Origin of the sequence: Mycolicibacter sinensis (assembly GCF_001673565.1) — a bacterium.
GTDB lineage: Bacteria > Actinomycetota > Actinomycetes > Mycobacteriales > Mycobacteriaceae > Mycobacterium > Mycobacterium sinense_C.
Genome location: NZ_LZMF01000137.1, coordinates 20116 through 39407 on the forward strand (window position 1 = coordinate 20116; position 19292 = coordinate 39407).

Annotated in this window: 18 protein-coding genes and 4 pseudogenes; 14 read left to right on the forward strand and 8 right to left on the reverse strand. The window is 67.7% G+C overall.

Translation table 11 applies throughout. The features are described from left to right. Positions 1 to 13: 13 nt before the first annotated feature. Positions 14 to 1000: an AraC family transcriptional regulator gene (locus A5648_RS19705; protein WP_109470865.1), complete on the reverse strand. Its 987-nt coding sequence runs from the start codon at positions 998 to 1000 to the stop codon at positions 14 to 16. A gap of 111 nt (positions 1001 to 1111) precedes the next feature. Between A5648_RS19705 and A5648_RS19710 the strand changes: the two genes are divergently transcribed. From A5648_RS19710 to A5648_RS19720, 4 genes and pseudogenes are all read left to right on the forward strand, one after another. Beyond that, complete coding sequence (locus A5648_RS19710) at positions 1112 to 1963, forward strand: SDR family NAD(P)-dependent oxidoreductase (RefSeq protein WP_065026278.1); 852 nt, start codon at positions 1112 to 1114, stop codon at positions 1961 to 1963. A 41-nt stretch (positions 1964 to 2004) separates the two neighbouring features. Beyond that, positions 2005 to 3516, forward strand: a complete 1512-nt coding sequence (locus tag A5648_RS19715) for an aldehyde dehydrogenase family protein (protein WP_065026169.1) — start codon at positions 2005 to 2007, stop codon at positions 3514 to 3516. 17 nt (positions 3517 to 3533) lie between these two features. Beyond that, positions 3534 to 3632 (forward strand): annotated as a pseudogene (locus tag A5648_RS25135) (hypothetical protein); the annotation flags it as partial. Further along, positions 3616 to 4473 (forward strand): annotated as a pseudogene (locus A5648_RS19720) (acyl-CoA dehydrogenase family protein); the annotation flags it as partial. The pseudogenes A5648_RS25135 and A5648_RS19720, both read left to right, overlap by 17 nt. Positions 4474 to 4587: 114 nt before the next feature. Here the strand turns inward: A5648_RS19720 and A5648_RS22955 are convergent. The 3 genes and pseudogenes from A5648_RS22955 to A5648_RS19740 form a co-directional block, all read right to left on the reverse strand. Next, positions 4588 to 5205 (reverse strand): annotated as a pseudogene (locus tag A5648_RS22955) (acyl-CoA dehydrogenase family protein); the annotation flags it as partial. 14 nt (positions 5206 to 5219) lie between these two features. Then, on the reverse strand, positions 5220 to 5726 hold the full coding sequence (gene purE, locus A5648_RS19735) for a 5-(carboxyamino)imidazole ribonucleotide mutase (RefSeq protein ID WP_428844359.1): 507 nt from the start codon (positions 5724 to 5726) through the stop codon (positions 5220 to 5222). Beyond that, positions 5719 to 6945, reverse strand: a complete 1227-nt coding sequence (locus A5648_RS19740) for a 5-(carboxyamino)imidazole ribonucleotide synthase (protein WP_428844360.1) — start codon at positions 6943 to 6945, stop codon at positions 5719 to 5721. The genes purE and A5648_RS19740 overlap by 8 nt, the downstream gene beginning before the upstream one ends. Positions 6946 to 7030: 85 nt before the next feature. Here A5648_RS19740 and A5648_RS19745 point away from each other — a divergent pair, with 85 nt between their 5' ends. Further along, a complete protein-coding gene (locus A5648_RS19745; RefSeq protein ID WP_065026174.1) occupies positions 7031 to 7681 on the forward strand; it encodes a GtrA family protein in 651 nt (216 codons plus the stop codon). Here the strand turns inward: A5648_RS19745 and A5648_RS19750 are convergent. Both A5648_RS19750 and A5648_RS19755 read right to left on the reverse strand, forming a co-directional pair. Further along, positions 7642 to 8154 (reverse strand): PH domain-containing protein, encoded by a 513-nt coding sequence (locus tag A5648_RS19750; RefSeq protein WP_065026175.1) that lies wholly within the window; start codon positions 8152 to 8154, stop codon positions 7642 to 7644. The genes A5648_RS19745 and A5648_RS19750 overlap by 40 nt on opposite strands. A gap of 8 nt (positions 8155 to 8162) precedes the next feature. Then, positions 8163 to 8978: a biotin--[acetyl-CoA-carboxylase] ligase gene (locus A5648_RS19755; RefSeq protein ID WP_065026176.1), complete on the reverse strand. Its 816-nt coding sequence runs from the start codon at positions 8976 to 8978 to the stop codon at positions 8163 to 8165. 85 nt (positions 8979 to 9063) lie between these two features. On the opposite strand from A5648_RS19755, the gene A5648_RS19760 reads away from it, so the two are divergent. Further along, entirely contained in the window at positions 9064 to 10041 is a 978-nt protein-coding gene (locus A5648_RS19760) for an alpha/beta hydrolase (RefSeq protein WP_065026177.1), read from the forward strand. Between the two features lies 1 nt (position 10042). Here the strand turns inward: A5648_RS19760 and ligD are convergent, their stop codons facing one another. After that, the gene (ligD, locus tag A5648_RS19765; protein ID WP_065026178.1) at positions 10043 to 10948 is read right to left on the reverse strand and encodes a non-homologous end-joining DNA ligase; all 906 of its coding nucleotides are present in this window, start codon (positions 10946 to 10948) and stop codon (positions 10043 to 10045) included. A gap of 125 nt (positions 10949 to 11073) precedes the next feature. Here ligD and A5648_RS19770 point away from each other — a divergent pair. The 5 genes and pseudogenes from A5648_RS19770 (at position 11074) to A5648_RS19790 (ending at position 15346) form a co-directional block, all read left to right on the forward strand. Continuing rightward, positions 11074 to 12457 (forward strand): annotated as a pseudogene (locus A5648_RS19770) (HNH endonuclease signature motif containing protein). Positions 12458 to 12505: 48 nt separating this feature from the next. Next, positions 12506 to 14155, forward strand: coding sequence for an acyl-CoA carboxylase subunit beta (locus tag A5648_RS19775; RefSeq protein ID WP_064857190.1), 1650 nt, complete (start codon positions 12506 to 12508; stop codon positions 14153 to 14155). After that, the gene (locus A5648_RS19780) at positions 14152 to 14421 is read left to right on the forward strand and encodes an acyl-CoA carboxylase subunit epsilon (RefSeq protein ID WP_064857191.1); all 270 of its coding nucleotides are present in this window, start codon (positions 14152 to 14154) and stop codon (positions 14419 to 14421) included. Before A5648_RS19775 ends, A5648_RS19780 begins: the two co-directional genes overlap by 4 nt. Beyond that, on the forward strand, positions 14418 to 15056 hold the full coding sequence (locus tag A5648_RS19785) for a Maf family protein (protein ID WP_065026179.1): 639 nt from the start codon (positions 14418 to 14420) through the stop codon (positions 15054 to 15056). The genes A5648_RS19780 and A5648_RS19785 overlap by 4 nt, the downstream gene beginning before the upstream one ends. Before the next feature lie 32 nt (positions 15057 to 15088). Further along, positions 15089 to 15346, forward strand: coding sequence for a hypothetical protein (locus A5648_RS19790; protein WP_065026279.1), 258 nt, complete (start codon positions 15089 to 15091; stop codon positions 15344 to 15346). A 12-nt stretch (positions 15347 to 15358) separates the two neighbouring features. Here A5648_RS19790 and A5648_RS19795 read toward each other — a convergent pair whose 3' ends face one another. Further along, positions 15359 to 15934, reverse strand: a complete 576-nt coding sequence (locus tag A5648_RS19795; protein WP_065026180.1) for a hemerythrin domain-containing protein — start codon at positions 15932 to 15934, stop codon at positions 15359 to 15361. Positions 15935 to 16063: 129 nt separating this feature from the next. Between A5648_RS19795 and A5648_RS19800 the strand changes: the two genes are divergently transcribed. The 3 genes from A5648_RS19800 (at position 16064) to A5648_RS19810 (ending at position 19286) form a co-directional block, all read left to right on the forward strand. Further along, complete coding sequence (locus A5648_RS19800) at positions 16064 to 16978, forward strand: sulfurtransferase (RefSeq protein WP_065026181.1); 915 nt, start codon at positions 16064 to 16066, stop codon at positions 16976 to 16978. Further along, positions 16978 to 17394, forward strand: a complete 417-nt coding sequence (locus A5648_RS19805) for a SufE family protein (protein ID WP_065026182.1) — start codon at positions 16978 to 16980, stop codon at positions 17392 to 17394. Before A5648_RS19800 ends, A5648_RS19805 begins: the two co-directional genes overlap by 1 nt. A gap of 92 nt (positions 17395 to 17486) precedes the next feature. Next, positions 17487 to 19286: an acetyl/propionyl/methylcrotonyl-CoA carboxylase subunit alpha gene (locus A5648_RS19810; RefSeq protein ID WP_065026183.1), complete on the forward strand. Its 1800-nt coding sequence runs from the start codon at positions 17487 to 17489 to the stop codon at positions 19284 to 19286. Positions 19287 to 19292: the final 6 nt, after the last annotated feature.

A 19292-nucleotide genomic window follows, 5' to 3' on the forward strand; every position in this document is an offset into this window, starting at 1 on the left:
GTGTGACCTCAGGCTAGGGCGAGAGTGGGCCCGGCCCGCTGTCCCGCAACTGCCGCGGCGTCTTCCCGAACCAGCGCCGGCACGACCGGTTGAAGGCGCTCTGCTCGGAGTAGCCGAGTAGGGCGACGATGTGTTGGATCGGCAGATCGGGTTCGGCGAGGTAGCGCATCGCCTGATCGCGGCGTTGCTGGTCGATGACCGCCCGGCAACCCATCCCCTCGGTGGCCAGTTGCCGTTGCAGGGTCCGCGGATGCATGGCCAGCTCGGCCGCGATGACATCGATGTTGCACTGGCCGGTGGGCAGGAGCCGACGCGCCAGTTCGGCTACGCGTACCGACAACAAAGGCGAGTTGGGCAGATAGGTGGATTCCAGGTAGCTGGTGGCGAGACGCCGGGTGTTGGGGTCAGCGTTCTCGATACGCTGCTCGGCCAGCTGGGCGGGAAGTTCGAACCCGCACCAGGTTTGGGCAAACCGCACCGGGCAGTCCAACGCTTGGCGGTACGCGTCGTCAGGGGCTCGTTGGGCGTGCATGAACACGATCGCGCCCGCTCGGGCCTGCGGGCCGCCGAGCAACTGGATGATGCGCACCGCGATGCCCATGCTCAGTTCGTAGGCCTGCAGCGGATACGGGATACCCGATTCGGCCACCGCATAGCCGAAGGCGCTGCCGCCGTCGGTTGGCCGCTCGGCCAGCCCCAATGCCGGTGAGTGAATGTAGAGGTAGCGGGCGATCGCTCGGAGGCCGCCCAGCACCGTCTGCGCGTTTCGGGCGATCACCGCGAGCGGACCGAGGACGTGCAGGCCTTGCCGGCCGGAGAGCCGCAGGCCGAAGTCCGGGCATCGAAGTTCGTCGGCGGTGTTCTCCAGCAGGCGAATGAACGCGCCGGACGACACGAACCCGTCCTCGTGGTATTCAGCGTCGGGCGGAATGCGAAAGCGCGACAAGAAAGTCTCTGGGTCAGCGTCGAGTTCGCGCACCAGCTCGGCGTAGCCCGACATCGCCGGTGCCCGGATGAGGCTGCCCACGCATCAACCCTTGTGTCGTGAAATGACAAAAATATGTCACAAAATGTCAAGACCGATGGTATGACCGATGACCATGATCGTGCCATGACTAAGTTCGCAGGCAAGGTCGCCGTCATTACGGGTGCAGGGTCGGGGATCGGCAGGGCGCTGGCGCTCAATCTCGCTGCCCAGGGCGCCAAACTCGCGCTGTCCGATATCGACGCCGAGGGTCTTGCCGAGACGGTGCGCAGGGCTGAAGTATTGGGCGCGCAGGTGAAGTCGGACCGCGTCAATGTGGCCGAGCGGGCCGCGGTGCTGGCCTACGCCCAAGACGTTGTCGCCCACTTCGGCCACGTTCATCAGGTCTACAACAACGCCGGTATCGCCTACAACGGTGACGTCGAGAAGGTGGCGTTCAAGGACATGGAGCGGGTGATGGACGTTGACTTCTGGGGAGTCGTCAACGGCACCAAGGCCTTCCTTCCGCACGTGATCGCGTCGGGTGACGGGCACATCATCAATGTCTCGAGCCTATTCGGTCTTGTTGCGGTGCCGGGCCAAAGCGCTTACAACGCAGCCAAGTTCGCAGTGCGGGGCTTCACCGAAGCGCTACGCCAGGAGATGCTGATCAGTGGTCACCCGGTCAAGGTGACGTGTGTGCATCCGGGCGGCATCAAGACGGCCGTGGCCCGCAACGCATCAGTCGTGGACGGCGAGGACGCGCATACGTTCGCTGAGTTCTTCGACAAGTACCTGGCACTGCATTCCTCGGAGATGGCCGCGAACAAGATCGTCGCAGGGGTCCGCAAGGGGAGTGCCCGAGTGGTGATCGGGTGGGAGGCTCATGCCCTCGATGTGCTGGCACGGGTTGCCGGGCCGGCGTATCAGCGCGTGATCGCGGTGGGAGCGGCGCGCTTTTTTCCGTGGATCAGCTCCGTCGACCGTGAAGCACGTTGAGCGTTGCCAACTGTCGTGTCGAACATTGCGACGAGCCTGCCATGACGACTATTGCCGAGTTTCCCATCCGCGCCGATGTCCAGGCCTTCTTGGACCGGCGCAAGCAGCTGCTCATCGGCGGACGTTGGGTGGACGCACAATCGGGGCGCACCTTTGTCACCAGCGACCCAGCATCCGGACTGAGGCTGGCTGACGTTTCCTGGGCGCAGTCCGGCGATGTCGATCGTGCGGTGGCTGCAGCCCGCGACGCGTTCGACGATGGACCGTGGCAGGCGATGAAACCCAATGAGCGGGCCGGACTGCTGTGGCGAGTCGGTGACATGATCGCCGAGCGGGCCGCGGAGTTCGGCGAGATAGAGGCGTTGGACAACGGCAAATCCGCGGCAGTCGCCGCGGCGGTGGACGCGGCGTTGTCCGCGGATGCATTCCACTACTACGCGGGCTGGGCCACCAAGATCGGCGGCTCGACCGTCAATGTGTCGATGCCGCTTGCGCCGCCGGAAGCGCAGTTCCACGCCTACACACTTCGCGAGCCGGTCGGGGTATGCGGGTTGATCGTGCCGTGGAACTTCCCGCTGTTGATGGCCGCATGGAAGCTGGCGCCGGCGCTGGCAGCGGGCAACACCGTGATCCTCAAGCCGGCCGAGCAGACGCCGTTGTCGGCGCTGCTGCTGGGTGAGATCTTCTGCGAGGCCGGTTTCCCGCCGGGGGTGGTCAACATCCTCACGGGATTCGGTGATGTCGGCGCTGCGCTGTCAGCTCACGACGGGGTCGACAAGATCGCGTTCACCGGCTCCACCGAGGTCGGCAAGCTCGTCGTCGACGCCGCGCGCGGCAATCTGAAGAAGGTGTCGCTGGAGTTGGGCGGCAAAAGCCCCAACGTGGTGTTCGCCGACGCAGATTTCGATCTGGCTGTCGCGGGATCTGTGAATGCGTGGCTGTTCAATCACGGTCAGTGTTGTGTGGCAGGTACCCGATTGTTTGTGGAGGACGCGATCTTTGCCGACTTCACCACCGCCGTCGCCGAGGCGGCTTCGAAGGTGAAGATCGGTCCGGGACTCGATCCGCGTACCGAATTGGGCCCACTGGTCTCGGCGGAACAGCTGGACAAGGTCACCGGATATCTGCGGGACGGGCTCGCCGAGGGGGCCCGTGCCCTGACCGGCGGCAAGCGCCACGGCGACCGCGGATTCTTCATCGAGCCCACGGTATTCGTCGACGTGCGACCGGAATTCAGCATCGTCCGCGAGGAGATCTTCGGCCCCGTTGTGGCCGCGCTGCCGTTCAACGCCGACGCCGGCATCGGCGTAGCGGTGCGGGCTGCCAACGATTCGAACTACGGGCTGGCTGCCGGTGTCTGGACCCGCGATATTTCCAAAGCCCATCGGGTCGCACGAGCGCTGAAGGCCGGAACGGTTTGGGTCAATCAGTACAACGGCTTGGATACGGCGATGCCGTTCGGCGGCTACAAGCAGTCGGGCTGGGGCCGTGAACTCGGGGCTGATGCCCTCGATCTCTACCTGCAGACGAAGTCGGTCAATGTTGCGCTCTAGCAACTCCGGCAGCGTCCGACGAGTTTCCGATGACCGTCACCGGCAAGATCCGTAAAGACGTGATGCGCAGCCAAGCAATCGAGTACTTAAGGAGAACGAATGAATCCGTCGTTTGACCTGTTCAAACTCCCCGAGGAGCACGATGAGTTGCGGGCGGCGATCCGCGCGCTGGCGGAGAAGGAGATTGCTCCGTACGCCAAGGAGGTCGACGAGCAGGCGCGCTTCCCCGAAGAGGCGCTGGCGGCACTGAACGCCTCGGGTTTCAACGCCGTGCATGTGCCCGAGGAGTACGGCGGGCAGGGCGCGGACTCGGTGGCGGCCTGCATCGTGATCGAAGAGGTCGCGCGGGTGTGTGCGTCGTCGTCGCTCATTCCGGCGGTGAACAAGCTGGGCACCATGGGGCTGATCTTGTCGGGCTCGGATGAGCTCAAGGCGCAGGTGTTGCCGAGCTTGGCCTCCGGGGAGGCGATGGCTTCCTATGCGCTTTCCGAGCGGGAGGCCGGCAGTGACGCCGCGGCGATGCGCACCCGCGCCAAGGCTGACGGCGATGACTGGATCCTCAACGGCTCCAAGTGCTGGATCACCAACGGCGGCAAGTCCAGTTGGTACACCGTGATGGCGGTGACCGACCCCGACCTGGACGCCAACGGCATCTCGGCGTTCATGGTGCACGTCGACGACGAGGGCTTTTCCGTCGGGCCCAAGGAGCACAAGCTCGGCATCAAGGGTTCCCCGACCACCGAGTTGTACTTCGAGAACTGCCGCATCCCCGGCGACCGGATCATCGGCGAGCCCGGTACTGGGTTCAAGACCGCGCTGCGCACCCTGGATCACACCCGCCCGACCATCGGTGCCCAGGCTGTCGGTATCGCGCAGGGCGCCCTGGACGCGGCGATCGAATACACCAAGGACCGCAAGCAGTTCGGCAAGAACATCAGCACCTTCCAGGGTGCGCAGCGCGGTCTTGAACCCAGTACCGGGCTCGCCGATGATCCGGTCGCCGGGGATGCGGCAGTTCTCGAAATACAACTCGGTGGTCGGTGAGCCCTTGATGCCGAGCTTGTGCTCCTTGGGCCCGACGGAAAAGCCCTCGTCGTCGACGTGCACCATGAACGCCGAGATGCCGTTGGCGTCCAGGTCGGGGTCGGTCACCGCCATCACGGTGTACCAACTGGACTTGCCGCCGTTGGTGATCCAGCACTTGGAGCCGTTGAGGATCCAGCCATCGCCGTCAGCCTTGGCGCGGGTGCGCATCGCCGCGGCGTCACTGCCGGCCTCCCGCTCGGAAAGCGCGTAGGAGGCCATCGCCTCCCCGGAGGCCAGCGAGGGCAGCACCTGCCGCTTGAGCTCATCCGAGCCGGACAGGATCAGGCCCATGGTGCCCAGCTTGTTCACCGCCGGAATCAGCGACGACGACGCACACACCCGGGCGACTTCCTCGATCACGATGCAGGCCGCCACCGAGTCCGCGCCCTGCCCGCCGTACTCCTCAGGGACGTGCACGGCGTTGAAGCCCGAGGCGTTCAGTGCCGCCAGCGCCTCTTCGGGGAAGCGCGCCTGCTCGTCGACCTCCTTGGCGTACGGAGCGATCTCCTTCTCGGCCAGCGCGCGGATCGCCGCCCGCAGCTCGTCGTGCTCCTCGGGGAGTTTGAACAGGTCAAACGACGGATTCCCGGCCCACCCAGCCATCACAGCCTCCTAAGCTACTCGCCGGTAACTTTACCTTGAAGTGCGGCGTCCTTCGCAAGCACGGTGTCCGCCAGCATCTTTTGGAACTTCTCCATCCGGGCCCGTAATGCCGGATCGGCGGAGGCCAGGATACGCACCGCCAGCAAACCCGCGTTGCGCGCACCGCCGATGGAAACTGTGGCTACCGGCACCCCGGCCGGCATCTGCACGATCGACAGCAACGAGTCCAGCCCGTCCAGGCGGGCCAGCGGCACCGGGACCCCGATCACCGGCAGCGGTGTGGCCGAAGCCACCATCCCGGGCAAGTGCGCTGCGCCGCCCGCCCCGGCGATGATCACCTCGATGCCGCGACCGGCGGCGTCCCGGGCGTAGTCGAACATCCGCTGCGGGGTGCGGTGCGCCGAGACCACTCCCACCTCGAACGGGACGTCGAATTCGGCGAGCGCCATGGCCGCGTCTTCCATCACCGGCCAGTCGCTGTCGCTGCCCATGATGACGCCGACCCGGGGGCTGTTAGCCATGTGCATCCCATCCATCTGTCCACTCACCGTGCGACAACCAGTGTGCCGCGCTTTCGGCCCGCTCACGCAGCTTCGCCGACGCCGCCGCGTCGTCACCGAGCAGGTTGACGTGCCCGATCTTGCGGCCCGGCCGTTCATCCTTGCCGTACAGGTGCACCCGCGCGTCGGGATAGCGGGCGAACAGGTGGTGCAGCCGCTCGTCCATCGTCATCGCCGGCGGCTCGGGGGCGCCCAGCACATTGGCCATCACGGTCACCGGCACCACCGGGGTGGTGGCGCCGAGCGGATAGTCCAGCACCGCGCGCAGATGCTGCTCGAACTGGCTGGTCGCCGCACCGTCCATGGTCCAGTGCCCGGAGTTGTGCGGCCGCATCGCCAGCTCGTTGACCAGCAGCTCGCCGTCCGTCGTCTCGAACAGCTCGACGGCCAGCACCCCGACCACGCCTAGCTCGTCTGCCAGCCGCAGCGCCAATTGCTGTGCGGCAGCGGCTGATTCCTCCGACAGGTCGGGGGCCGGCGCGATCACGGTCACACAGATCCCGTCATCCTGCACGGTTTCGACCACCGGCCACGCCGCCCCCTGGCCGAACGGCGACCGGGCAACCAGCGCGGAGAGCTCCCGGCGCATCGCGACGCGCTCCTCGGCCAGCACCGGCACCCCGGAGGCCAGGTAGTCGGCGGCGGCGGCCCGGGCCCCGGCCACGTCGTCGGCAATGGTCACCCCGCGCCCGTCGTACCCGCCCCGGGCCGTCTTGATCACCATCGGGCCGCCGGTCAGCGCGGCGAACTCCTCGACGGCCTCGACCCTCTCGATCGCGGCGAACCGCGGCACCGGCGCGCCCAGGGCCGCCAGCTTGCGGCGCATCACCAGCTTGTCCTGGGCGTGGCGCAGCGCCCCCGGCGGCGGGGCCACATTCACCCCCTCGGCGACCAGAGTGTCCAGCAGCTCGGCCGGGACATGCTCGTGGTCGAAGGTGAGCACGGTGGCCCCCGTCGCGGCCCGGCGCAGGTCCTCGAGGTCGGTGTGGGAACCGATCACCACATCCGAGGTGACCTCGGCCGCCGGGTCGTCGGCGGCGGCGGCCAGGACCCGCAGCCGCTGGCCGAGCGCGATCGCGGCCTGGTGAGTCATCCGGGCCAGCTGACCGCCGCCGACCATGGCGACCAGAGGGCTGCGCCCGCTCTCGGGCGGCGGCGCGGTGGTTGGCTGTTTCGGCACGGGCAATATCGTGTCACGTCGGCCGGTTTGCGTCGTTATCCAGTCGTTAGGCGCAGATCAGGCAAAGTCCGTACACTGGCAACTTGTGTCTTTTACCGACGCCACGATCGCCCGTCTGCCGCGGGTGATGCGGCCACTGGCCGAGCGCCACCATGAGTTGATCAAGTTCGCCATTGTCGGCGCGACCACGTTCATCATCGACTCAGCGCTGTTCTACACGCTCAAGCTGACGATCCTGGAGCCCAAGCCGGTCACCGCCAAGGTCATCTCGGGCATCGTCGCGGTGATCGCCTCCTACATCCTCAATCGCGAGTGGAGCTTCAAGGACCGGGGCGGCCGGGAGCGCCATCACGAGGCCCTGCTGTTCTTCGGGGTCAGCGGCGTCGGCGTGCTGCTGTCAATGGCCCCGTTGTGGTTCTCCAGCTACGTGTTGCAGCTGCGGGCGCCGATGGTGTCGCTGACGGTCGAAAACATCGCCGACTTCGTCTCGGCCTACATCATCGGAAACCTGCTGCAGATGGCGTTCCGGTTCTGGGCGTTCCGGCGCTGGGTCTTCCCCGACGAGTTCGCACGCAGCACGGATGCGGCGCTGGGCGCGGCGATCGAGGACGGCGCACTGGTCGAGGCTTTGGAAGACACCCTCGAGGGCGGCCCGGACACCGGTGTGGTGACCCTGTTCCGGCGCCCCGCCCGCCATCAGCCGCCCGCTGCGGACGGTCTGTCGAAGACTTCGTGATAGAGCAGCGCGTGGACCTGCTCCACGCGCGGGATGTCGTAGAACTCCAGCGGTTCTTGTGACGCCGACTCGATGATCAACGTCCCGGTGCGCAGCATCCGGTCGATGAGCCCGTGGACGAACTCCACGCTGTTGATCCGCGCCAACGCGATGTCGATGCCGCTGCGCGTCAGCAACCCGTGCCGGTACATCACCCGTCGGTCGGTGACGACGAAATGGGTGGTCAGCCAGGTCAGGAACGGCCAGATCGCCAGCCAGCCGACCACCACCAGCCAGATCGCCCAGATCACCCCGAAGACCACATTCTTGGCGTTGGGGTCCCAGGCCCGCGGGTTGACGATCCCGGACGCGAAGCCGGCGCAAGCGGTGGCCAGCAGCAGGGCCAGCACCGGCCCGATCAGGCGTTTGACGTGCGGATGCCGGTGCAGCACCACCTGTTCGTCCGCGGCCAGCACGTTCTCCGGATAACCCACGACCGGCCCTAGCTGTTCGGCCGCAGCCGGGTGACGTCGCCGGCCGACACGGTGACGGTCTCGGTCCCGGTGTCGATGACGAGCCGGCCCATTTCGTCGATGCCCTCAGCGAGGCCCTCGACCCGCTGATCGCCGGGCAGCTCGGCGCGCACCCGGGCACCCAGCGTGCAGCTGTGCCGCCGGTAGTCCGCTGTCAGCGCCTCATCCGCTCCGCCGGCGGAACGCCACGCCGCGATCCGGGCGGCAAGGTGACGAAGAACCTTGCGCGCCAGGACGTTCCGATCAAGCATCGATGCTCCGAGCATGGCCAGCGAGACCGCTGCCGGATCCGGCGCCTGCTCCGCGGTCATGGTCACGTTCAGGCCGAGCCCGACCACGATGAGCTGTTTGGGCGCGGCCACCTCGGCGAGGATGCCGGCCAGTTTGCCTTGCTTGTCGGCGCCCACAATCACGTCATTCGGCCACTTCAAGCCGACCTGCAGGCCCTCCTCGGTCAGGGCATCGGCCACCGCGACCCCGGTCGCCAACGTCAGCCAGCCCCATCCCGACGTCGGCACCATGTCCGCGGCGACCCCGACCGACAGTGCGAGCTGGCTACGCGCCGGGGCCACCCAGTGCCGGCCGTGCCGCCCGCGGCCGGCCGTCTGGTGTTCGGCCAGCAGCACCGCGCCGTCGATGTCCTCGCCGGAAGCCGAGCGGGCCAACAGATCGGCGTTGGTGGACCCGGTTTCGGCGAGGACATCCAGTGCGCGCCAGGGTTGACCCGGCCCCACCAGCCCATCACGAAGAACGGGTGCATCGAGCGGCGGCGGCTGAACGTTCATTTCGCCAGCTTAGGGCCGGTGCCGTCGCGGCGCCGGTTGAAACGCCCGAGCGCAGGGTACCCGTAGCTGTATAGGAGGGGATCCCATGGCCACCAGGGGGGTGAAGCGACGAATTCACCGTCGCCACAGTGCACAATCGGTTGCGGTGTCGCTGGCCAGCCGGTTCGTCGTCAAGAATATGGTGCGCGCGTGGGCCTTCCGGCCGGAGCTGGCGTGGCCGCTCGCGTCGGTCGACCGGTTCGCCGGCTGGGTGCCTTACCGGCCGGCCGTGGACATCGAGCGCTTCCGGCTGGGTCACTGTGTGGCCGAACGGGTTCAGGTCACGGAGTCGTCGGCGCAGCGCGCGATTCTCTACCTGCACGGCGGCGCGTTTCTGACCTGCGGGCTCAACACCCACCGGTCCCTGGTGGCGCGACTGTCCCGGGCCGCAGATGCCTGCGTTCTCAACATCGAGTACCGAATGTTGCCCTCGCACCGGATATCCGACGCGATCGACGACGGCCTGAGCGGGTTGCGCTGGCTGATCCGCCGCGGCTACGACCCGGACCAGATTGTCATCGCCGGCGACTCGGCCGGCGGATATCTGGCATTCATGACCACCTTGGCCGCTTTGCAGGCCGGACTGCCGAAACCTGCTGGAATAGCGGCGGTTTCACCCTTCACCGATCCCGACCCGACGACGAAGATGCGCCACCGAAACGCCGGCCGTTGCGCAATGTTCCCGCGTGGGGCGCTACCGGCGTTCACCCGATATCTCCGTCGGGCACAGATCACTTCACCGGTGGACGCCGACCTGTCGTCGCTGCCACCGGTCACCATCCACGCCAGCTCCGACGAACTGCTGCTGCCCGACTCCGAGGTCATGGCAGAACGCCTCGAGGCCGCCGGCGTGCCGTGCGATCTGCACTTGTGGGACGGCCAGATCCACGATTTCCCGTTGGCGGCCGACGTACTTCCGGAGGGCCGGCGGGCGATCCACTACATCGGCGACTTCATCAAGCAGGTCACCGAAGTCACCGAACCGCTGAAACCTGGCCCCAAGCCCGGCGACGCCGCCGCCTGAGCTAGGCGCCCAGCTTCGCCAGGCGATTCCGCAGTGGGGCCAGCGCGCACGCATGCCGATACATGTCCGCCCACGGATCACCGCGTTCGGTCATCCGCTGGGGCACGTCGCGCAGAGTGAATCCGTCGGGGCGCAGGCCGGGCACGTCGAGTTCGTCCCACTCCAACGGCGTGGCCACCGGCGCACCCGGGAGGGCCCGGACCGCGTACGGCGCCACCGCCGTCTGCCCGTAGGCGTTGCGCATGATGTCCACATACACCCGGCCACCGCGGCCGCCCTTGCGGATTTCGCAGGTGCGGTGCAGCGGGTCGTCGTTGACGACCAGGCCGGCAACGGCGCGGGCGAACTCCCGGGCGGTGTCGAAACCGGCACTGCCCCGCAGCGGCGCGACGACATGCAGCCCGCGGGAGCCCGTCGTCTGCACATAGGCCGTCAAACCCAGCTCCTGAAGGACGTCGGCAACCGCGCGGGCGGTGGCCCGGACCACGGCGAAGTCGTCGTCGGCGGGGTCCAGGTCAAACCCCAGCCGATCCGGCGCGTCCAGGTGCGGCTGACGGGACAGCCAGGCATGCAGCGTGACGCAGTCCTGGTTGGCTGCCCACACCAGCGCTTCATCCCGCGCCACCACCGGATGCACGACCGATCCCGCACCGGACTTTCGGGGCACATCCACCCGGTCCATCCAGTCCGGCAATGACGCGGCGAAGTTCTGCTGGATGAACCCCTCCTCGTCGATGCCGCCGGGAAACCGGGTCAGGGTGAGCGGACGACCGTCCAGGTGCGGCACCATCACCGGCGCCATCTCGGCGTAATAGTCGATCAGGTCGCCCTTGGTGATCGCTTCGTGAGTGGCCGATGCCGGGAAGAGCTCCCGATCCGGATGAGTGATAGCGACGTTGGGCTTCATTGCAGCCGCGTACCCGCTGACCGGGAAGCGATAAACGCGCACCCCGTGAACCACTGTATTCACTTGTGTCACTGCGGTTTTGCGTGTGGATGGAATTCTGCGGCTTGTCGGTACGCGCCGCTACTATTAGCACATGCGTTCGAATAACCGGGGAAGAGATCGTCGACGTGTTCGACGCGCTGACCGCTGACCTCGATCGAGCACTGGAGCTGGACTTCGACGCGTTAACCCCGCGCGAGTGCGTGGCGCTGTTGCGGCGCAGCGAGATTCTGCGCCGCCGGCTGCCGGCCCTCGAGCACCCCCTGGTCAACCAGCTCGCCGCGGCGGATCCGGCCGAGCTGGGCGGCAAGCCCCGCTGGGTGGCTGGCCGATGAGCTGCACATCGCCCGTGGTGAGGCCGGACGCCGCATCGCCGAGGCCGCCGAACTGGGAACCCGGCGCACCCTGACCGGCCAACCCCTGCCACCGCTACTGCCGCAGGTGGCCAGCGCCCAACGCGCCGGGCAGATTGGGGCCGCCCACATCGACGTGATCCGCAAATTCTTCGACTACCTACCCGAGGGCATCGACACCGACCGCCTGACCCACGCCGAAAAAGAGCTCACCGAACTGGCCGGCCACTACCGGCCCGAACAACTGACCACACTCGCCGGACGCATCGCCGATCACCTACACCCCGACGGCAACTACACCGACGCCGAACGCGCCAAACGCCGCACCCTGGTACTGGGCCCCCAAGACCGCGACGGCATGAGCGCCATCAAGGCCCACCTCGATCCCCAAGCCCGCGCCACCCTCGATGCCGTGCTGGCCCGCTGGGCCGCCCCCGGCATGTGCAACCCCGACGACCCCACCCCATGCATCAGCGGCACACCCTCGCAAACCGCGATCGACGCCGATCGGCGCAGCGCCGGGCAACGCAACCACGACGCCCTGACCGCGATGGGCCGCGCCCTGCTGGCCTCTGGCAACCTCGGCCAACACAACGGCCTACCGGCCACCATCATCGTCTCGACCACCCTGGCCGACCTGGACGCCGGCACCGGCAAAGCCCACACCGGCGGCGGCACCTGGCTACCGATACGCGACGTGATCGCCCTGGCCAGCCACGCCCACCACTACCTGCGCATCTATCACGGCGCCAAAGAATGCGCGCTGTTCCACACCAAACGGCTGGCCTCACCCGGGCAACGGATCGTGCTCTACGCCAAAGAACGCGGCTGCAGCCACCCCCACTGCCCCATCCCCGGCTACTACTGCCAAGTCCACCACGACACCGACTACGCCCAAACCGGCCGCACCAACATCGACGAACTCACCCTGCGCTGCGGCCCACACCACCAACTGATCACCTCAGCCGGCTGGAAAACCCGCAAACGCCACGACGGCACCACCGAAACCCTGCCCCCACCACACCACGACCACGGACAACCCCGCACCAACCACTACCACCACCCGGAGAAACTGCTCGCGGACCGCGACAACGTCGGCGACGACGACATTCCCTAACCGGGTCCGGTCGGGATAACCGATGGTCCACGATTAAGATCGTTTCTTATGACCGTTACTGAGCACTCCGGGGAGTCCGCTGTAGAAGCCCAGGGCGAGCACGTCGTCGACATCCACACCACCGCAGGCAAGCTTGCCGACCTCAAGCGTCGGACCGCGGAGACCCTGCACCCGGTCGGGGAAGCCGCAGTGGAGAAGGTGCACGCCAAGGGCAAGCTGACCGCCCGCGAGCGCATCCTTGCCCTGCTGGACGAGGGGTCGTTCGTCGAGCTCGACGCGCTGGCCAAGCACCGCAGCACCAACTTCGGCCTGGCCGAGAAGCGTCCGCTGGGCGACGGCGTGGTCACCGGCTACGGCACCATCGACGGCCGCGAGGTCTGCATCTTCAGCCAGGACGCCACTGTGTTCGGCGGCAGCCTCGGCGAGGTCTACGGCGAGAAGATCGTCAAGGTCCAAGAGCTGGCCATGAAGACCGGCCGGCCGCTGATCGGCATCAACGACGGCGCCGGCGCCCGCATCCAGGAGGGTGTGGTCTCGCTGGGCCTCTACAGCAAGATCTTCCACAACAACATCCTGGCCTCGGGCGTGATCCCGCAGATCTCGCTGATCATGGGCGCCGCCGCCGGCGGTCACGTGTACTCCCCCGCCCTGACCGACTTCATCGTGATGGTCGACCAGACCAGCCAGATGTTCATCACCGGCCCCGACGTGATCAAGACCGTCACCGGCGAAGACGTCACCCAGGAGGAGCTGGGCGGTGCCCACACCCACATGGGCAAATCCGGCACCGCGCACTACGTCGCCTCTGGCGAGCAGGACGCCTTCGAGTACGTACGCGACCTGCTGAGCTACCTGCCGCCGAACAACTACGCCGACCCGCCGCGCTACCCGGCGCCGGCTGCCGACGGCGCGATCGAGGACAACCTCACCGACGAGGACCTCGAACTGGACACGCTGATCCCGGACTCGCCGAACCAGCCGTACGACATGCACGAGGTCATCACCCGGATCCTCGATGACGACGAGTTCCTCGAGGTGCAGTCCGGCTACGCCCAGAACATCATCGTCGGGTTCGGCCGCGTCGATGGCCGCACCGTCGGCATCGTGGCCAACCAGCCCACCCAGTTCGCCGGCTGCCTCGACATCAACGCCTCGGAGAAGGCCGCCCGGTTCATCCGGACCTGCGACTGCTTCAACATCCCGATCGTGCTGCTGGTCGATGTGCCGGGCTTCCTGCCCGGTACCGAGCAGGAGTACAACGGCATCATCCGCCGCGGCGCGAAGCTGCTCTACGCCTACGGTGAGGCCACCGTCGCGAAGATCACCGTCATCACCCGCAAGGCCTACGGCGGCGCGTACTGCGTGATGGGCTCCAAGGAGATGGGCGCCGACGTCAACGTGGCCTGGCCGACGGCCCAGATCGCGGTCATGGGCGCCTCCGGCGCCGTCGGGTTCGTCTACCGCCAGCAGCTTTCCGAGGCCGCCCGCAACGGCGAGGACGTCGACGCGCTTCGCCTCAACCTGCAGCAGGAGTACGAGGACACCCTGGTGAACCCGTACGTCGCCGCCGAGCGCGGCTACGTCGACGCGGTGATCCCGCCGTCGCACACCCGCGGCTACATCGCGACGTCGCTGCGGCTGCTGGAACGCAAGATCGTCCAGCCGCTGCCCAAGAAGCACGGGAACATCCCGCTGTGAGCGCCGCGAGCGGCGACGAGAACGCGGCCGCCCCAGAGCAGGAGGCTCCCGCAGCCGCCGAACCGCACATCCGGGTACTCAAGGGCAACCCGACCGACGAGGAAGTCGCGGCGCTGGTTGCGGTGCTGGGCAGTGCCGGCGGCGGCGTGACCGACGCCGGCGCGCAGGAGCGCAACCTGTGGGGCCACCCGGTCGACAAACTCCGGTACCCGCTGTTCAGCTGGCAGCGGATCACGCTGCTGGAGCGCGTGCATATGCGCCGGTGACGCGTTTCGTCCTCGGGTCCGCATCGTCAGGCCGGTTGGCCGTTCTGCGCGGTGCCGGGATCGACCCACTGGTGGTCGTCTCCGGGGTGGACGAGGACGCCGTCGCGGCGGCCCTGGGCCCCGATGCCGGTCCTGCCGAGGTGGTGCGGGCACTGGCGCGCGCCAAGGCCGATGACGTCGCGGCCCGCTTGGAGCCGGCCATCGCCGCGGATTGCGTGGTGATCGGCTGCGATTCGATGCTCTTGATCGACGGCGAGTTGGCCGGCAAGCCGCCGTCGGTCGATGAGGCGCGTCGCCGATGGCAGTCGATGGCCGGGCGCGCCGGAGCACTCCACACCGGCCATTGTCTGATCCGCTTGCGCGACAACGAGACTCGCCATCGGGCCGCCGAGACTGTGGTCACCACAGTCCGGTTCGGAACGCCCACCGACGATGATCTGGAGGCCTACCTGGCCACCGGCGAGCCGCTACGGGTGGCCGGCGGCTTCACCCTGGATGGCCTGGGCGGCTGGTTCATCGACGGCGTCGACGGCGACCCGTCCAGCGTCATCGGAATCAGCCTGCCGTTGCTGCGCTCGCTGCTGGCCGGCGCCGGCCTGTCCGTCGCCGCATTGTGGGCGGCCAACCCGGTGTAGGCGACGCGCCGACGGGGAAGTCACTGGAGGTGATGGACATCTCCGCAGATGACGTACGCCGGCTGCTCGGCATCGGCGAGGCCGACGACCCGGTGCTGATCTTGATCGAGGGGCGCCTGGAAATCGTGCCCGCCGCCGAGCTCACATCAGCGAAGTATCGCGGCGCACTACGGGTCGCTTCCCGCGGCGAGATCATTGAGCGCACCGGCGGCGGCGAATCGCTGTCGGAACGGGAACTCGACGACCAGGCTCAGGCGCTGACCACCGCCGTGCGCAACCTCGGCGGCTGAGCATCAGGCCGCTTAGCCGGTTTGTCGTCCCGTGAGCTTGTCGCGGATCCGGTCGACCATGCCCACCCCGGCGCCGAGGGTCTTGTGGAACAACTCCGAATGCGGTGCCTGCGGGTGCGGGCGGGTGGGCGCCACCTTCTTGGCGTTCTGGACCTTTTCACCCATTTCGACGAGCTCCCGGGCCGAAAGGTGTTCCCGCAGTTTGGGAAACTGCTCGGATTCCTCGTCGTTCGCGTGATGACGCAGCAGCGACTTGAGCTGTTCGGTCAGATCCATGAATGCCGGGTCCGACGCGGAGACGTCCTCGAGCTTCTTCATGAGCTTCACGATCTCGTCGTGCTCTTGCTTGTCGTGCTTCACATCGTCGGCGCCGCCGGGCAGCTTGTCCTCCACGACCGGGTAGACGAACATCTCCTCGGCCACCGAGTGGCGCATCACCTCGGCGGTGACGGTGTCGGCGATGTCGCGCTGAGCATCGGGGTCGGCAGTACCCTCGACTTCGGTCAGCAGGTCGATCATCTCGTTGTGGTCGGCGGTGAGGATGTCGACGACATCGGTGTTCGCCGAATCCTGTTCGCTGTCAGCCATGAAACGGTCCTCCGGTGGGTGCCTTAGCCATCGGCAACTGGGGTACCCGCCCGCTGCGGAACCAACCCCCGGGCGACGTCGCGGCGTCTAGCCGCGACGCGGGCGACCGCGGTGGGTAGGCTCGACAACGTGCCAGTGCCTGCCGACCCCAGCCCCGCCCTGCAGTCCTACGCCCACCCCGAGAGGTTGGTGACCGCCGACTGGCTCGCGGGGAACCTTGGTAAACCCGGTCTCGTCGTAGTGGAGTCCGACGAGGATGTGCTGCTCTACGACGTCGGCCACATTCCCGGGGCGGTGAAGATCGACTGGGTCACCGACCTCAACGACGCCCCGGTCCGGGACTACATCACCGGGGAGCAGTTCGCCGACCTGATGAACCGCAAGGGCATCTCGCGCGACGACACCGTGGTGATCTACGGCGACAAGTCCAATTGGTGGGCCGCCTACGCACTGTGGGTGTTCACCCTGTTCGGCCACGAAGACGTGCGCCTGCTCGACGGCGGCCGCGATCTGTGGGTGTCGTCGGGCCGCGAGACCACCCTGGATGTGCCGTCGAAGACCACCACCGGCTATCCGGTGGTGCAGCGCAACGACGCCCCGATCCGGGCCTACAAGGACGAGGTGCTGGAGATCATCGGCCGCGAGCCGCTGATCGACGTCCGCTCGCCGCAGGAGTACACCGGCGAGCGCACCCACATGCCGGACTACCCGGAGGAGGGTGTGCTGCGTGGCGGCCACATCCCCACCGCGGTGTCCATCCCGTGGAGCAAGGCCGCCGACGACGCCGGCCGGTTCCGCAAGCGGGAGGAACTCGACGAGCTGTACGGGTTCATCAAGCCCGAGGACAAGCCGATCGCCTACTGCCGCATCGGGGAACGCTCCAGCCACACCTGGTTCGTGCTGACGCACCTGCTCGGCATGGAGGGAGTCCGTAATTACGACGGCTCCTGGACCGAGTGGGGCAACACCGTGCGGGTTCCCATCGTCGACGGCCCGGAACCGGGCCAGGTGCCCGCGACAGCTCAGGGAGCCACAGCCAGCTGATGAGCCTGCCGGAAGGATTGGCGCAGGTGGTGTCCGACTTCGCCGAAGTCGAGGGGCAGGACAAGTTGCGGCTGCTGCTGGAGTTCGCCGACGAGCTCCCCGACCTGCCCGACGATCTGGCCGAATCGGCCATGGAGCCGGTGCCGGAGTGCCAGTCACCGCTGTTCCTCCATGTCGATGCCGCCGACCGGCAGCGGGTGCGGCTGTACTTCAGCGCGCCACCGGAAGCCCCGACCACCCGCGGGTTCGCGTCGATCTGGGCGGCGGGCCTCGACGGCCAGTCGGCCGACGTCATCTTGGGGGTGCCCGAGGACTTCGCCTCCAGCCTGGGCCTGGCGGCGCTGATCAGCCCGCTGAGGCTGCGGGGGATGTCGGCCATGTTGACCCGGATCAAGCGCCGGCTCCGCTCCGCATAAGGGGCGCGTCATTCGGGCGGGTCGGTCGCGCCTTACACTGCTGTGAACTAGATTCTTAAAGACATTTCTTAAAGATGCCGTCAGGAGGGCAAGTGGCGAACCATGCCAGCACGAAGATCTCCAAGGTGCTCGTCGCCAACCGCGGGGAGATCGCAGTCCGGGTGATCCGCGCCGCGCGCGACGCCGGATTGCCCAGCGTGGCCGTGTACGCCGAACCAGACGCCGACGCACCGCACGTCCGGCTGGCCGACGAGGCGTTCGCCCTGGGCGGGCAGACCTCGGCCGAGTCCTATCTGGTGTTCGAGAAGATCCTCGACGCCGCGGCGCAGTCGGGTGCCAACGCGATCCACCCCGGCTACGGATTCCTTTCCGAGAACGCCGATTTCGCCCAGGCCGTGATCGACGCCGGCCTGATCTGGATCGGGCCGAGCCCGCAGTCCATCCGCGACCTCGGTGACAAGGTCACCGCCCGCCACATCGCCGCCCGCGCCAAGGCGCCGCTGGTGCCCGGCACCCCGGACCCGGTCAAGGACGCCGACGAGGTGGTCGCGTTCGCCAAGGAGTACGGCGTGCCGGTAGCGATCAAGGCCGCGTTCGGTGGCGGCGGCCGCGGCATGAAGGTGGCCCGCACCCTCGAGGAGATCCCCGAGCTGTTCGAGTCGGCCACCCGCGAGGCGATCGCGGCGTTCGGCCGCGGTGAGTGCTTCGTGGAGCGCTACCTGGACAAGCCCCGCCACGTCGAGGCGCAGGTTATCGCCGACCAGCACGGCAACGTCGTCGTGGCCGGTACCCGCGACTGCTCGCTGCAGCGCCGCTTCCAGAAGCTGGTCGAGGAGGCCCCGGCGCCGTTCCTGACCGACGCGCAGCGCAAGGAGATTCACGAGTCCGCCAAGCGGATCTGCAAGGAGGCCGGCTACTACGGCGCCGGCACGGTGGAGTACCTGGTCGGCCAGGACGGGCTGATCTCGTTCCTGGAGGTCAACACCCGGCTGCAGGTCGAGCACCCGGTCACCGAGGAGACCTCCGGCATCGACCTGGTGCGCGAGCAGTTCCGCATCGCCAACGGCGAGACCCTCGACATCACCGAGGACCCGCAGCCCCGTGGCCACTCCATTGAGTTCCGCATCAACGGTGAGGACGCCGGTCGCGGCTTCCTGCCGGCTCCCGGCCCGGTCACCCGCTTCGACCCGCCGACCGGACCCGGCATCCGGATGGACTCCGGCGTGGAAACCGGTTCGGTGATCGGCGGCCAGTTCGACTCGATGCTGGCCAAGCTGATCGTCACCGGGGCGACCCGGACCGAGGCCCTCGAGCGCGCCCGGCGCGCCCTGGACGAGTTCCACGTCGAGGGGCTGGCCACGGTCATCCCGTTCGACCGCGTGGTGGTGCGTGACCCGGCGTTCGTCGGCGACGAGAACGGCTTCACTGTCCACACCCGCTGGATCGAGACCGAGTTCGAGAACAACATCGAGCCGTTCAGCGGCGGCGAGCCGCTCGACGAAGAGGACGCCCAGCCGCGGCAGAAGGTGGTCGTCGAGGTCGGCGGCCGGCGCCTGGAGGTGTCGCTGCCCGGAGACCTGGCGCTGGGCGGCGGTGGCGCGGCCGGCGGTGCCGCCGGAGCCATCCGCAAGAAGCCCAAGGCCCGCAAGCGCGGCGCCCACGGCGGCGCGGCGGCGTCCGGTGACGCGGTGACCGCGCCCATGCAGGGCACCGTGGTGAAGGTGGCTGTCGAAGAGGGCCAGGAGGTCGCCGCCGGTGACCTGGTCGTCGTCCTGGAGGCGATGAAGATGGAGAACCCGGTCACCGCGCACAAGGACGGTGTCATCACCGGCCTGGCGGCCGAAGCCGGAGCGGCCATCACCCAGGGCACGGTGCTCTGCGAGATCAAGTAGCGGAGC